This window comes from Hallella mizrahii, from assembly GCF_009695775.1.
GTDB classification, from domain to species: Bacteria; Bacteroidota; Bacteroidia; order Bacteroidales; family Bacteroidaceae; genus Prevotella; species Prevotella mizrahii.
Genome location: NZ_VUNG01000011.1, coordinates 1 through 14670 on the forward strand (window position 1 = coordinate 1; position 14670 = coordinate 14670).

General features: G+C 54.9%; 7 protein-coding genes and 1 pseudogene. 2 read left to right on the forward strand and 6 right to left on the reverse strand.

Annotated features, from left to right (window positions below; translation table 11 throughout):
* Both FYJ73_RS15690 and FYJ73_RS06010 read left to right on the forward strand, forming a co-directional pair.
* Positions 1–214 (forward strand): hypothetical protein (locus tag FYJ73_RS15690; protein ID WP_206081710.1); only part of this gene is annotated, 214 nt, incomplete at its 5' end.
* A gap of 526 nt (positions 215–740) precedes the next feature.
* Positions 741–2339 (forward strand): arabinan endo-1,5-alpha-L-arabinosidase, encoded by a 1599-nt coding sequence (locus tag FYJ73_RS06010; RefSeq protein WP_473733508.1) that lies wholly within the window; start codon positions 741–743, stop codon positions 2337–2339.
* 1764 nt (positions 2340–4103) lie between these two features.
* Here FYJ73_RS06010 and FYJ73_RS06015 read toward each other — a convergent pair.
* The 6 genes and pseudogenes from FYJ73_RS06015 to FYJ73_RS06035 all read right to left on the reverse strand — a co-directional run bounded on the left by FYJ73_RS06015 (position 4104) and on the right by FYJ73_RS06035 (position 14618).
* Entirely contained in the window at positions 4104–5285 is a 1182-nt protein-coding gene (locus FYJ73_RS06015; protein WP_154533809.1) for a rhamnogalacturonan acetylesterase, read from the reverse strand.
* A 41-nt stretch (positions 5286–5326) separates the two neighbouring features.
* Entirely contained in the window at positions 5327–7744 is a 2418-nt protein-coding gene (locus FYJ73_RS06020) for a glycoside hydrolase family 2 TIM barrel-domain containing protein (protein WP_154533810.1), read from the reverse strand.
* Positions 7745–7892: 148 nt separating this feature from the next.
* Positions 7893–9200 carry a rhamnogalacturonidase gene (locus FYJ73_RS06025; protein ID WP_154533811.1) on the reverse strand — a complete coding sequence of 436 codons (1308 nt, stop codon included), beginning with the start codon at positions 9198–9200 and terminating at the stop codon, positions 7893–7895.
* An 86-nt stretch (positions 9201–9286) separates the two neighbouring features.
* The gene (locus FYJ73_RS06030) at positions 9287–11689 is read right to left on the reverse strand and encodes a glycosyl hydrolase (RefSeq protein ID WP_235899257.1); all 2403 of its coding nucleotides are present in this window, start codon (positions 11687–11689) and stop codon (positions 9287–9289) included.
* A 24-nt stretch (positions 11690–11713) separates the two neighbouring features.
* Positions 11714–12820 (reverse strand): annotated as a pseudogene (locus FYJ73_RS16225) (glycoside hydrolase family 88/105 protein); the annotation flags it as partial.
* A 178-nt stretch (positions 12821–12998) separates the two neighbouring features.
* Positions 12999–14618, reverse strand: a complete 1620-nt coding sequence (locus FYJ73_RS06035; protein WP_154533813.1) for a GDSL-type esterase/lipase family protein — start codon at positions 14616–14618, stop codon at positions 12999–13001.
* Between the last annotated feature and the right edge of the window lie 52 nt (positions 14619–14670).

Here is a 14670-nt window from a genome sequence, read left to right on the forward strand (position 1 = left end):
TATGCCCAAGGGGCAATTTTACGCGTTAGCGATTTTCGTCATGGGCAGGCTTGACACCAAAGGTGTGGGGCTAAAGCTATGGGGTAGGCGGCGAGCTTGCTCGCAAGACTACCCCATAGCTTTAGACTCATTGCTCCTTGGGGAGCATAAACATGACCATGATTTTCTTTTCTCTTTTCCGTTTGAAAATGTCAAAGCGATAATGGCAGTATAAAGATTTATATTTCCTCTCACTATGATTCCACGGAAAATATCCAGTGCGCCGTTTTTTATATCTTTTGCGGGGTTAGGGCGGGGATAAACCCCGCCCCTACTCACCGCATGACGTACCGTTAACAGGATAATACCAGTCAAACGATGTGGATGCTATCCACCAAAAAGGATTCGCTGAATAGCTGCAATTTTCTTCCCTGCTTGCAAAGATTATGAAAAACGAGAAGAGTCACCAAACTTTCTTCTTCGCAAACATAACATGGTGGACAAACCAACAGAAATGAGTGGACAAAAACGACAGAAGAAGAAAATAGTATGGCAAGACCCTTGCATGATTAACTCGATCCCATTAATTTTGCAACCGACAGAAAGCTCTGAAAGGGAGACTAAAAGTCCAAGACCGATCTGCAAATTACTTAGCAAAGATCTGATTTTACTAATCCATACAATCAAAAAAAATGAACAAGCTATTACTTACAAACGTGATTTGGATGGGAGTCCTCGCCCTGTCCGGTTGCAGCAACCAAATGATCACAGATGATCCGTCGGAAGAAGCCACACCCGTGCGCGACTCTACTTCCCTGACCACCCGTGCGGGCAAACTCTCAACGTACACAGCCCCCACCTACGCCGACGACTATTCCTCTATCGCCGACTGGAGTCAGCGGGGCAACTGGAACCTTGCCAATGTGCACGACCCATCAGTGATGAAGGCCGACGACGGATACTACTATATGTATCAGACCGACGCCTCTTACGGCAACGCTTTGGATGGGCAAGGACACTTCTTCTGCCGACGCTCCAAAGACCTGGTACACTGGTCGTGGGTGGGATCCACCATGCACCGGCAGCCATCGTGGGTGGCTGCAAAGGTCAACGAATACCGTGCTGCCATGGGACTACAACCTATCAAGCACTTCCGCTACTGCTTTTGGGCTCCTTGCGCACGCAAGGTAAGAAACGGACTGTACCGAATGTATTACTCCATTGTCGTGGACAACTACATCGGAAATGGAAAATACAACGATGCTGCCAACTGGTGTAACTCATGGACAGAGCGTGCCTTCATCGGTGTGATGGAGACATCTGACCCGGCATCGAACAACTGGACAGACAAAGGAATGGTCACCACATCATCTACAGATAAGGGATTTAACTTTTACCGTCCGTCAGGCAGCGACTGGAACGCTTACTTCAAATACAACGCCATCGATCCTACCTACATCATCTGCCCCGATGGCAAACATTATCTGCTCTACGGCTCCTGGCATTCCGGCATCGTAGCCCTGCGTATCAATCCCAATACGGGTAAGCCTTATACCCAACAAGGCAATCCTTGGGGAGACATCTCCAGCTATGGCCAGCTCGTCTACTCGCGCAACCTCAACAGCCGTTGGCAGGCCTCTGAGGGTCCGGAAGTGGTATACCATGATGGTTACTACTATCTGTTCCTAGCCTACGACGAGCTTTCTGTAGCCTACAACACCCGTGTGTTGAGATCGAAGAACATCCTTGGCACTTATTATGGAAAAGACGGCCGCAACTGTACAGCAAAAGGTGGAGAGGCCTATCCTATCGTCACACATCCCTATCGATTCAACGGCCACAGCGGATGGGTCGGCGTATCGCACTGCTGCGTATTTGATGACGGCAAGGGCAACTGGTTCTTTGCCTCTCAGGGACGCCTGCCTGCCAACACCAACGGCAACCCTTACTCCAACGCCATTATGATGGGACAGGTCAGAACACTGAGATGGACACAGGACGGATGGCCTGTCGTCATGCCGGAAAGATATGGCAATGTCCCACAGCTTACCATCCTGGAGAGTGAGCTCAAAGGCAAATGGCAGCTGATACCTTTGTCGTACAAAGTGGGGCAACAATGCACATCGGTCTCTATGACACTGGGCTCTAACCACAAGATCACGGAGGGCTTCAAGGCAGGCTCAACATGGAAATACGACAAGACAGCAAGCATACTGTATATTGCAGGCATACCCATGTATCTCAGTCGCGAGGTTGACTGGGAGTCGAACCCCAGGAAGGCAACAATCGTCTTCTCCGGTCTGAGCAACTACAACAGCAAAAACAATCTGTTTACCTATTGGGGAAAGAAGACGAACTAATTCTCCGTCTGACATGACGACGTCCACTCTTACCGATGATGTCACAAAGCTATCAACACATCTGGAATACGCAAGCACAGCACTGCCTTGTTTGCGTATTCTGCTCATTCCCACTATTCCTAAATAAGATAATGCGAACAAGGGGAATACGAAGCCATGTAGCTTTGATTTTACTTTGTTGAATAAACTGACATTTTTCCGCCGTTTTCCCTGCGATTTTCTGAACCGGCTCCTATGTTGCTCTCAATTTTTCGAATTATGAGGCATTTTTCGTAATTATCTGATTCACAGATTGTTACGAATACAACACTGTTTTACATCCAATAAAATCGGTTTTTTACGATGAACTTTTGCTGATTTTGCTGATCAGAAAACCTTTCTGATGCTATCATCTCAGTTGTTTTACTTGGTCATCTCAATTGTTTGACCCGGTCATCTCGGTTGTTTGACAACATCAAAACAGTGTTTTGACTTCAAGAGACAGCAAGAAAGGACGACTCATCTTCCTTTTTTCTCATTTCCAGGTTCTCTCGCTCTCTAGATTGCAAGTCCACCGTGATGGTATTTTGTAAAGATTCATCCTTTAAAGAATGATAGCGGACTGCAAGAAAGCGGGTAACTATTCACCGAATGCAACCCGAAAGGCAGAAAAATAAAAAGATAACGCTGCAAGAGTCTACTTCTAACAAATAACCACTTACTAACTTCTCCTGCAGTAGTGACATCATCCACCGTACCCATAACAGAGGTAAGCACCCTCCCACCGTATGGGCGGGGGTTATCCCCGCCCTACCCCCCTTGACGGTAATCATTCCACCCCCGTGCCACATGTCTTTTGTATCTTTTGCGGAGTTAAGGCGGGGATAAACCCCGCCCTAACCCCCTTGTCGGTAATCATTCTCCCCCCGTGCCATCTGTTTATATATCTTTTGCGGGGTTAGGGCGGGGATGAACCCCGCCCCTACGGCCCCACCGCACCGTTAACAGGGCAATACCATAAAAACGATGTTAATGTCATCCACCGTAGGGGCGGGGTTTATCCCCGCCCTAACCCCCTTGACGGTAATCATTCCACCCCCGTGCCACTAATCATTCCACCCCCCGTGCCACATGTCTTTTGTATCTTTTGCGGGGTTAGGGCGGGGATAAACCCCGCCCCTACGGCCCCACCGCACCGTTAACAGGGCAATACCATAAAAACGATGTTAATGTCATCCACCGTAGGGGCGGGGTTTATCCCCGCCCTAACCCCCTTGACGGTAATCATTCTCCCCCCGTGCCACATGTCTTTTGTATCTTTTGCGGGGTTAGGGCGGGGATAAACCCCGCCCCTACTCACCTCTGCGCCGTGAACAGGGCAATACCACCAAAACACAGGAAAGCTATCCTCCGAAATGAACTCGCTTCTATATAACTAAAAATCTCCAGTTATATCAACAACTTGTTATCGCCAAAGGGCGATATGGCAGTTCCTGCGGTAGTGACATCATCCACCGTACCCATAACAGAGGTAAGCACCCTCCCAGTAGGGGCGGGGGTTATCCCCGCCCTAACCCCCTTGACGGTAATCATTCCACCCCCGTGCCATCTGTTTATATATCTTTTGCGGGGTTAGGGCGGGGATAAACCCCGCCCCTACGGCCCCACCGCACCGTTAACAGGGCAATAACACCAAAACACAGGAAAGCTATCCCCCGGAAAGAATTCACAGAATAGTTACAGACACGGGAAGACGTTGTCGGTTCAAGAGTATTTGTAAACCTTTTAGTTTCCGTCCGGCTTGACCACATCCACGCGTACCGAGGGCGTCCAGCGAAAGAACTGTGGATCGTCGGGATGAGCCGGATCGAAGTCTTTCCAGTCACGCAGGCCGTTGATCATTGGCAGGTTGAGACTCTTCATGCCCATGACCACCATCTTAGCCACCTCATACGCACCGTAAGGATTGAAGTGCGTATTGTCGGCCAAAGCCTTGGGCTGGTTGGGCCATGTGTTGGCGGGATAGTGCACCAGCGCACGCTTGCTGCCCTCGTAGCCAAGCGTCTCAAAGAACGTGCGGGTCATGTCATGAAGCTCGATAACAGGCACATGCTCCCGCTTGGCTACGGCACGCATGGCATCGGGGTAGTCGCCGTGGGTCTCAAGGATATGCTGATGACTGTTGTCGAAGGCACGGCGCTGCGTCGGCGTGACAAAGACGATGTTTCCGCCCTTAGCTCGCACCTTGTCTATATAAGTCTTCAACATATAGGAGAAGTTATACCAGGCACCACTGCCGGGTGTTTTCTCCTTTTGGTCGTTGTGGCCGAACTCACAAAACACGTAATCGCCCGGCCGCATCATCGACAGGATCTTGTCGAGACGGTTCTGAAAATAGAACGACGAGGCGGTGAGCCCGCTCTCAGCATGGTTCGCCACTGCATAGCCGTCGTCCATCCAGCGCGTGATCATCTGTCCCCATGAGGCATAGGGGTCGTAAGGCTGATCCACAACGGTGGAGTTGCCACAGAGAAAAAGGGTGACGGCTGTCGTGTCGGGCGTTATTGTCACGCGCCGCACGGCAGGGTGCGGACCGGTGAACTCCAAGTTGAGACTGTCGTCCCAGTCGAGATAGTCTTTCTCACGGGGCTTGAGTTTCACCCGCTCCTTGTCCGTGATATACGGCGATCGCTTGTTCACGACAAAGGAGAAAGTCTTGAACTTACCCCTTTTCGTGGGCGTGTCCTCGACAAAGAGTCGGCGGCTCTCGGCACGCACCATTGTGTTGCCTTCATGGCTCTTGCTGCCCAGCTCCACCGTGACGCGATAGTTGCCGTCGGGCACAGCCACAGAAAACGAGAACGGCTTGTCCGCCTTGCTCTGACGCGACAGGTCGAAAGTCTGCGTCTGCGCCTGTGCTGTCAAGGACAGCAGCAGACAGGCGCAGAGATGAAAGAGATGTCTCATAGTTGAACGATATTATAACCTATTTATGAATCGTTGTTTGTTCACTCCGTGGCCAGCGTGCATTTACCCCTCACGCGTCCCGCCTTGTCGACAAGTTCCACGCGCACCTTCCCCGGCTTGGACGTTGCGCGAAGGATGACGAGCAGGTTGCCCTGATAGAGAGTGGTGGTCGGATCGGTGGCGATGGCGTTGCCGGTGATGTCACCGTTGTCGGCAGCTACGAGCTCAGCCGGCCCGCTGACGCGCACCGTGAGCGTGTCGTTGGCCAGTGGCGTGCGCCGTCCCTTTGCGTCGAGCCCCAGCACACGGATGTGCATCAGATCCTGACCATCGGCTTTCCACGTCTCGTTGTCGGGGATGAGTGCCAAACGCTTGAGTGGTCCTGCCGTGGCGATCTCGTGGCGAGCGACTTCCTTGCCGCCGTTGCGGGCGATGGCGAGGAGCGTGCCCGGCTCGTAGGCGATGCCGTCCCACCGGATCTTGTCACGCGACTTGGGATCTGAGCTGTTTTTCTTCACGCCGAGACTTCTGCCGTTGAGCCTGAGTTCTACCTCCTCAGCGTTGGTATAAGTGTAGACGGTATATCGTTTGCCCGTCATGCGGTTCCAGTGCCACGTGACTTTATCGCCGCCGAAGGTCACGCCATTCCATGTCATTGTCTCCTCCTTACCACCTGCCACACCGATGTGCACGACAGGCTTGTCGGTGAACATCGCCTTGAGCATATAGGCTTGCGGCTTGGGCAGCAGCGAGCGGTCGAAGACACCGTTGTCCCATCCCTTGCGCGGCCAGCCGAGACTCTCGCCGTTGTAGTCGATCATGCCCCAATAGGCCAGGCCCACGACACGGTTGAGATCCATGTCGAAGTAGTTGGGACCCATCATCGGCAGGTTGGCCTCGCTCTGATAGAAGATCATGTTGGGAAAACGGCGGCCGTCGCCGGGAAAGTACATATAGCGATAGTTGTAAGCCTGGATGTCCGTGATCATCGCCAGGTCGCAGGGCAGCGAGTCGGTCTGCCAGTTGCGGCCGCGCGGGTGCATGGCCACGGTGACGGGCCGTGTAGTGTCGTAGCGGCGCAGCAGAGTGCGCAGCAAACGATAAGGTGTCACGCCCCAGTCGTTGAAAGGCAGATTGGGATAGGTCTGCAACTCATTGCCCAAGCTCCACATGACGACGCTCGGATGGTTGCGGTCACGCTGTATCCACTCCGGCACATCGTATTGCCAATGGCTCATCCACGGCTGCCGGCCTCCGGCATATTGTGTGAGCCATTTGTCATAGAGCTCGTCGACGACAAGGATACCGTATTTGTCGCAAAGGCGGTAGAGGTCTTCACTGTAGGGATTGTGGGAGCAGCGGATGTGGTTGAAGCCGAAGTCCTTGAGCAACTTGATGCGCTTCTCGATGGCACGCGGATAGGCGGCGGCACCGAGCGCGCCGAGGGTGTGGTGGTTGGCAATGCCCTTGAGGATCACCTTGCGGCCGTTGAGCTTGAAACCAAAAGAAGGACCGTACTCGATGGTACGGATACCGAAGGGCTCTGTCACCCGGTCGGCGACCCGTCCGCTGTCGTCGCGAAGGGTCAGCTCGGCACTGTATAAATAAGGTGTATCCAAATCCCACACATGAGGATGGTCGATCGTGATGTCGGCCAAAGGATATTCCATCGTGTGACGGTGACGGGTCAGCGCCAACAAGGTGTCGGCTTGGGCTACCACATGTCCCTGGGCGTCAAGGATGCGCACGGCAAGCGGTGCCTCCCGTTGCCGCCCATAGTTGGAAACCGCAGCTTTGATATGTACGACGCGGTTGTCTGTGGTTGTGATCTGTAGCGGATGGCGGTCGAAAAACAGCTGGCGGTCGGTGACGATGAGCTTCACGTCGCGGAAGAGTCCGCCACCAGTGTACCAGCGTGAGTTCTGCGGGCCACGCGTATCGGCCAAGACGGTAAGCACGTTTTCCTGACCGTAGCGCAACCTGTCGCTGATGTCGATGCCGAAACCGACGTAGCCGTATTCCGTGCCGCCGATGCGCTCACCATTGAGCCAGACATCGCCGACAAGCATGATGCCGCCTACCTCCAGCACGACGCGGCGACCGCGCCAACTGCTGTCGGGCGTGAACGTGCGGCGGTACCAGCCTTTTCCCATCTCCTTGAAGCCACGCGACGAGAGGCGGCTCTTGACGTTGGCAGCCTGATCGCGGTTGTCGGCGTGCTCGTCAGCAGCGGGAGCTACCCACGGCTGACTGATCTGGAAGTCGTGTGGCAACCTCACTCTCTGCCACGCGCCACGGCCTTGATGGGCTTGCGCAGGCGACAGTTCGGCACGGGTGAACTGCCAGTCGACGATGTTCACCGTGTCCCGTTGCGCACAAGCAGGCAAGGACAAGAACAGGAGGAGGAGGGAGCTGAGCCACCCCCGACGGAATATAGAACGGATGGGATAACGATACATTGGTCGATGTTTACTGATTTTTAATCATTGGTCTTGGTCACTGCAAAGATAAGCAAAGAGCTTCAGACCGCCATGTGAAAGCATACGATTATTATGATTTTATTCGAGGAAACGCCTTCCATGTCTTTCTTCTATTTTCTGAAACTCATTATTTTTTGGCGTCACCATTGATGACCACGTTGCGGACAACGGTACCGGGAATAAGCGTAGAGGAGAAGTTACCGGCTTTGTCGGTGACATGAACATCCTCAAAGACAAAATCGGAAAGACTGTATTTGTCGCTGGTACCCACGTCGAAGAAGTTGTCGCAGTCCATGTGGATATTCTTCAGCGTCACGTTTCTGCATGATGACTTGGGCATATTGCGTCGCCTGGCAGGCTGGAAGAATTGTGTCCAAGGGCGGATGACGAGACCGCTGCGGGCCCGTCCTGTGATGCCTTCGACCCGAATCTGCTCGTAGCGTTGTGGCGTGTCAGGGCGCATCTTCAACCAGAGCACGCGGTCGGCGTTCTCACTCGTGCAGTTGCGCAGGATGACGTTGGTGTCGTGGAGACTCTCCGAGCCCAGGGTGAGCATGCTGTGCACAGTGCCGTAACGGCAGTTCTCCACAAGCACGCGGCTGACAGGCCCGTTGACAGCCATGGTGTCGGCATAGGTGCCCTTACCTCCCTTAAGCACGACGGCATCGTCGTTGACGTTCATATAGCATCCGCGCACAAGGATGTCGTGGCACTTGTCGATGTCAATGGCATCGCTGCTCGGTGCTTTCACGCCCTGAGTAGGCGCAAAGATGAAGCAATCGAGATAGCGCACGTGATCGCAGTTGTAAAGATGGTTGGTCCATACAGGGCTGTTCATCAGATGCACGTCCTGTACGGTGACACGACTGGAATTGCTGATATATACCAGTCGGGGCCGCTGCGCATCCTTGTTGGTGCAGTCGGGATTCCACAGCCGCCGGATCCAGAACTCCTGCCAATAGTGATAGCCGTTGCCGTCGATGGTGCCTTTGCCGGTGATGGTAAAGCCGTCGACATGGTCGGCATTGACGAGAGCGGCAAAATACTTGCAGGTCTCACCTTCGAAACGAGTCGTCAGCACGGGAAAGTCGGCAATGCGGTCTGAGCCTTTCAGCGTAGCTCCCTCGCAAAGATGGAGATGGGTGCCCGGCTTGAAAAACAGCGCGCCGCTGAGAAAAGTGCCCGACGGGATGACGACCACACCGCCGCCCTCGCGCTGGCAGCGGTCTATGACGGCCTGGATGGCTGAGGTCTGTACGAGCGTGGGATTGCCGCTCACGCCATAGTCGGTGATGACATATTGCTTGCCGAGGCTGCGCATATCCACTTTCGTGGTATCGATGAACCACGCGTCGACCGGTGTGCCATCGGGCCAGGTATCTGCGTTTGCACTGCCACAACAGAGCAGCAGAAGGAAAAGAAGGATCTGTTTCATTGCTTTGCTTTTTGTTATATACATGATAAGGTGTAGCGTGCCTATATATAATAAGGTGTAGCGCATGCCACTTGCCTTAGAGCGTATTAATGGTGAAGTTCTATCAGCTTGACGCTACCGTTGAGTCCACTCTTCATGGGAGTCCAATCGGCGTAGCCGGTCTTATGGTATTGCAGGTCGACGACGTTGATGTCTTTCATCACACGCCATTTGATGCCCCGGCGATCCATGTCTGCGATGCGGTTGGCAGGAAGGTTGGTGACCACGACGCGCAGCGTGTTGTCGCCTTTCTTCAGCAGTCCGCTCACGTCGAGGGTAAACGGCACTGACCACGCACAGCCGGCGAAGCGGCCATTGACCCAGACCTCTGCCGACTCGCGCACATCGCCAAGGTCGAGCAACCACGGCCTACGCGCCTCGTCAGCACTCAGACGGAATGTGGTGGTATAGGCTCCGCTGCCCATTGTCACGGCGGCGCTGTCGTCGCCAAGCGTTTCCCATGTCTGTGGTTTGTCGAGCTTCCACGTGCGACGCACCGTCGGTGCCGACTGCTCGAAGGCGAGTTGCCAAGGACCGCCCAGCACTTTTGTCTGGTCTCCCGGCAGGGCACGGTGGGGCAGAGCGGCAAGCGTCTGCGGCAGCGTGCGGTCGAAGGTTTGGAGAATCATGCTTTCACCACTCCGCAGAGCTACGTGCAACTGTCTGTTGCGCTGCTCCACGGCATAGCGCCGACCCGTCAATGGGTCGTACCACAGCGCATCGTGCCACGCTACGGCGAGCGGCACGTAGCTGTCGACATCGTTGGGCGTAAGGTTGGCAATGAAATAATGATAGCCCATGCCGTTTCTGCGCCGGATGGCTCTCAAGTGCAGTTGCGTACGCATCGGTTCAGCGTTGGCAAGACGTGCGAGTGCCTGACTGTCGATGGGCTTGGTCGGATCGATGAGTCCGCGATAGCGTGTGCCAGCCTCGGTGATCCATTGCTCACCTACTTTCTTGGCGCGAGCAAGCTGCCGCTCACTGATATAGTCGCAGTCATAGCCCAAGGAGTCGATCTCACGGATGGCACGGATCAACTCCGGTGCCTTCTTGTCCATAGAGTGGATGTCGAAGAGCATCAGCGGATGACGGGTGTCTTTCTTCCACATCTCCTTCACGGGCAAGATGACAAGAAAGTCGTTGTCGGGATCGCCCCATTGCAGGAAACTCTGGCAACGGCGGATATAGCTCATCAACCAAGGGCCGTCGCGCCAAGTGGAATTGGTGGGACTCATGTTGACCGAGGCGTAGAACTGCCATCCCGGCCAAGGCACGTTGCGCGGACTGTAGGGCGTACCATGGAAGAACATGTGGTTGACACCGCAAGAGAACATCAAGTCGAGGTCGGGCTTCATCTGGCTCAGCGACGTACGGAAGTGCTCGGTAAGCCAGGTAAAGGTCTCACTGGAGGTGAAAGGCTTACCCGTGACGTGGGCGGCAGAGGAAGCATACTTCAACATGCTCATGTCGCTGAAGTTGGGCCGCGTGAATCCTGGATCGCGCCGCAGGCCTTTGATGCCGAAGTCAGAAAGGCCGAAGCCTTCTATCTCAGGGATGTCGACAGTGCCGTAGAGGTCGATCAGGTTGGCAGGAGAACCGTGGGCCTGGTTGCGCACGAGGGCACCATGACTGTGTGCCCATGCCGTCCACTGCTGCGTGAAGTTGTGATAGAGCAGGTCAGAGAGTGTCTCGCGATAGTCACAGACCACCTGTGCGTCGCCGTCAACAAAGCGGTCAAGGCTGTCCAAGAGGTCGTAGCCTCGCCGTGAGCGGAACGCTTCGAGCAGACGAGGCGTCCAGTTGGCTCCGTAGACTTCGTAAGAGTCGTTGAAGAAAGTATGGGGGTAAGGGGTGTGGCTGGCCGTGAAAGCCGAGTCGATATGCTGGAGATAGTGCGCCACGGCCAGTGAGTCGAAGTGATCGATCACCCATCCCTCGCCACCGGGAGCGGCCCGCTTCACGCGCTGACGGGTACGGCTAACGAAGAGCGCGATCACGCGTTGGCGGTGTTTGTCGGCAGTTTTAAAGCTTCTCACGGCAGCCAGCCGCGCGTATTTCTTTTCTTTGTCGGGCACGGGAAAGGTCAGCTTGCTGATATCGGCCTTGCTATTCACCAGTGTGTCTACGAAAAACGCCTTGCACGCCGCCTCGCCGATGGGCACCCAAGGACCGCCAAAGGGCCATCCCGTGCCATTGTTCAAGTCCACCTCCACGCTGTCGACTGCCGCCGTGCGCTCGGTGATCTGCAAGGCGCGCATCCACTCAGGAGAGAGATAGGACAGCTCACGGGCCTCATTGCCTTGTACACCATAGATAGGTGTAATCTCCACGGTACCCATGCCGACGTGGTGCAGTGCGTCGATATTGTCTTTCAGCCCGGTCTCATCCACGGCCGAACCAAACCACCACCAACGTGTGCCGGGACGAGCCTCGGGCAGTACAAAGGGCAAGCAGGCATTGAGCGCAGGTTGCGCCAGCCGCGCATACTCCGTAGCGCCAAGCAACCAGCAACCCGTGCCATAGTCTTCGAAGTCGGGCATCTTGTCATAGCTGAGCGGCTGTCCGGCCGACGGATCCTTGCCCGTGCCTTGGTTCCAACCGAGGAAGCCGTCGGGATGGACGCAGGTCATCAGTGCCTGCCAAGCCTTGTCGCAGGCCGGACGGTAGCTGGCGGCAGCGAGCAGTCCGTGACGGATGCCCCAGCTCATGCCGTAGAGGAAGAGAGCGGTGCCCGTCATCTCTGGACCGCCATAGGTTGCCGGGGAGTGAAGGCTGACATTCCAAAAGCCGTCGGCTCGCTGGCAATGCAGCAGAGCCTTGGACATAGCGAGGAAGTCCTTCTCCAACAGTTTGTATTCTTTCGTGTCCTCATTGAGGACATCCATACACCTCAGCAGGGCCGCGTAGACCCAACCGTTGCCCCGACTCCAATAGCAGTCGTTGCCATCCTGCTCGCGGTAGGGCGGCACATAGTCCTTGTCACGCCACCACAGTCCGTCCTTTTTATTGAAGAGTCCGCCTCCACAGGTGTTGCGACTCCACAAATAGCTGTTGACGGCATAGTCGAGATAGCGGCGGTCGCCGGTAAGACTGTAATACTTCACATACACCGGCATCGCCATCTGTATGGCGTCTATCCATGTCCAATAGTCATAGCGTCCGGTAGCTATCTGGTGCTCAAGGTTAGCTTTGACGCGACAGGCCATCAGCGTGTCGCCCGTCATAGCGTAGCGCTCAAGATAAGTCTGAGCGCAGCACTGGTTGTCGGCATCGGTGGTCGTGACGCCGTCGCGTGGCGCCCAGTGGTGGAAGGCTCCCCACCGGTCGGTATAATCGAGATAGTATTGTCGTGGGTCGATGGCATAGAGTGCCATAAGACCTTCATAGTACACGGCACGTGTCCACAACGAGCTCGGCCGCACCTTCTTCACAAAGGTAGGCCGCGTAGGGTCGGCATACACTCTCATGAAGCGATCGTTGACACGGCGAGCCAGGGTCAGCACGCTGTCGGCGCCAGTCTCTGCCAGCAAAGGCAATGTGCCCAAGAGACAGAGCAGCAAGGATAAAAGTCGTCGGTTCATTTTATCAGTTTTCAGTATCCTGTTTTCTGTATTCAGTTTTCTGTATTTAGTTCTTTCAAACTATGTTTTGCAAACAACGAAGCCTTCCACCCATTTGGTATAGCATTTCCCTCCCCTTGGGGAGGGGTAGGGTGGGGCTTCTCCCCTCCCCTTGGGGAGGGTTAGGGAAGGGCTTCTCTTATTTCAGATACTTCGCCAACGGGCTGTGGATGTCTTTCAGTCCTTTGGCAAGTGCCCGCACATTGGTCCGGGCGCCGAGGAGCGAGGAGTGAGTATGGTCGTGATTGAAATACTTTGCCGCCTTTTCCTTCGATCCGCAGTGCTTGTCGTAGTAGTCCGCGGCGATGTTGTGCAGGTCGACAAACTCGCAGCCTGTGGCGTCTACGACCTCACGGTACCACTTGCCATAGCTGTCGTTGCGGCGCTCGATATGTCCGTTGCTCCATTCGTTGCGCGGCGTCAGCGATACGAGGATCGGCGTAGCACCTTTCTCGCGCACGTCGTCAATGAACTTTTTCAAGTACCAGCCGAAGCTGTAGACGAGCTCATAGGTACCTTTCGTCTTACTTCTATATACGTGACAAGTGTCAGCAGCACCGGGGATCTCTCCACGCTCCTTGTCGTGGTCGATCGGTCCAATGTCGTTGTGACCGAACTGGATAAGCACGTAGTCGCCCGGCTGGATGGAGTTGTAGACACGCTCCCACCGTCCCTCGTTGAGGAAGGTGCGGCAGCTGCGCCCCGCCATAGCGGCATTGTAGCAGACCACCTTCTTGCTGTCGAAGACAGTGTAAGCCTGCGAGCCAAGTCCCCACATGCCGTTCTTATCCTTATCGGCATTTTTCACGGTACTGTCACCGGTGAACCACACCACGGGCTTCCCAGCCTCGCGCTTCACGGGCTCCGTGGGCAGGGCAAGGTTATGGAGCATGGACTGCAAAGGCTTGAGGGCCGGATTGTGACTGGCAGCAATACCCTCAGCAGCTGAGCGGGCGTTCATCATCGCACCGAAGCGGCTGGTGTGGATATGATCCTGATAGAAATAGTATTTCTCTTTCCATTTGCTAAAGCCGTCGAGCTTGGTTCCCGAGATCTCGTTCAGGTCGATGAAGGGTACGCCCTCCTCGGCAGCGACAGCCTGCAACCACTGCGTGTGGATCTTTCTGACGATCTTTCCCGTCTGCGGGTCGTAGGCATCGCGCGGCGTGAGCGACATGAGGATGGGATGTGCGCCGGCTTTGCGGCAGTCGTTGATATATCGACGCATATATTCGCCATAGGTATAGACCGTCTCCTTGACGCCCGTCTCCTTGATGGTGACGTTGAGCGAGTCGTGTCCCACGCCGGGGATGGAAGCCCGCGCCCGTCCGCTGTCATAAGGTCCGTTGTCGTTGTGGCCAATGGAGATGATGACCCAGTCGCCGGGGCGCAGTGCTTTGCGCACGTCGGGCCAGAGCTTATTATAATAGGTACGGCTGCTCATGCCGCCGAGAGCCTGGTTTTCCACGGTGATCTTGCTCTCGTCCCAAAAAGCATGTTCATAGAATCCCCATCCCCATTGTCCGTTATTGCCGTTGCCGAGCGTGCCATTGCGCATGGTGGAATTGCCGATGAGAAAGAGCACGGGGTTGTTGCCGTGGCGAGAGCTGCCGGCGGGAATGCGTGCTGTCTGTGCCTTGTCGAGGCTGTCGAGCGTAAGGTCGACGACATGGTTGACATCCTCCAAGGGAGCCGCCACACGGTTCTGTGCCATGAGGGGCAGGGCAGATAAAAGAGGCAGGATAAGGAAGTATTTCATTTTGAATGATGAATGATGAGTTATGTTAATGATGAATGTTGAATGATGAATG

Bases quoted from the DNA above. Each gene is read 5' to 3' on its own strand.
- FYJ73_RS06035 (WP_154533813.1), bottom strand. From the start codon at position 14,618: ATGAAATACTTCCTTATCCTGCCTCTTTTATCTGCCCTGCCCCTCATG.
- FYJ73_RS06010 (WP_473733508.1), top strand. From the start codon at position 741: ATGATCACAGATGATCCGTCGGAAGAAGCCACACCCGTGCGCGACTCT.
- FYJ73_RS06015 (WP_154533809.1), bottom strand. From the start codon at position 5,285: ATGAGACATCTCTTTCATCTCTGCGCCTGTCTGCTGCTGTCCTTGACA.
- FYJ73_RS06025 (WP_154533811.1), bottom strand. From the start codon at position 9,200: ATGAAACAGATCCTTCTTTTCCTTCTGCTGCTCTGTTGTGGCAGTGCA.
- FYJ73_RS06020 (WP_154533810.1), bottom strand. From the start codon at position 7,744: ATGTATCGTTATCCCATCCGTTCTATATTCCGTCGGGGGTGGCTCAGC.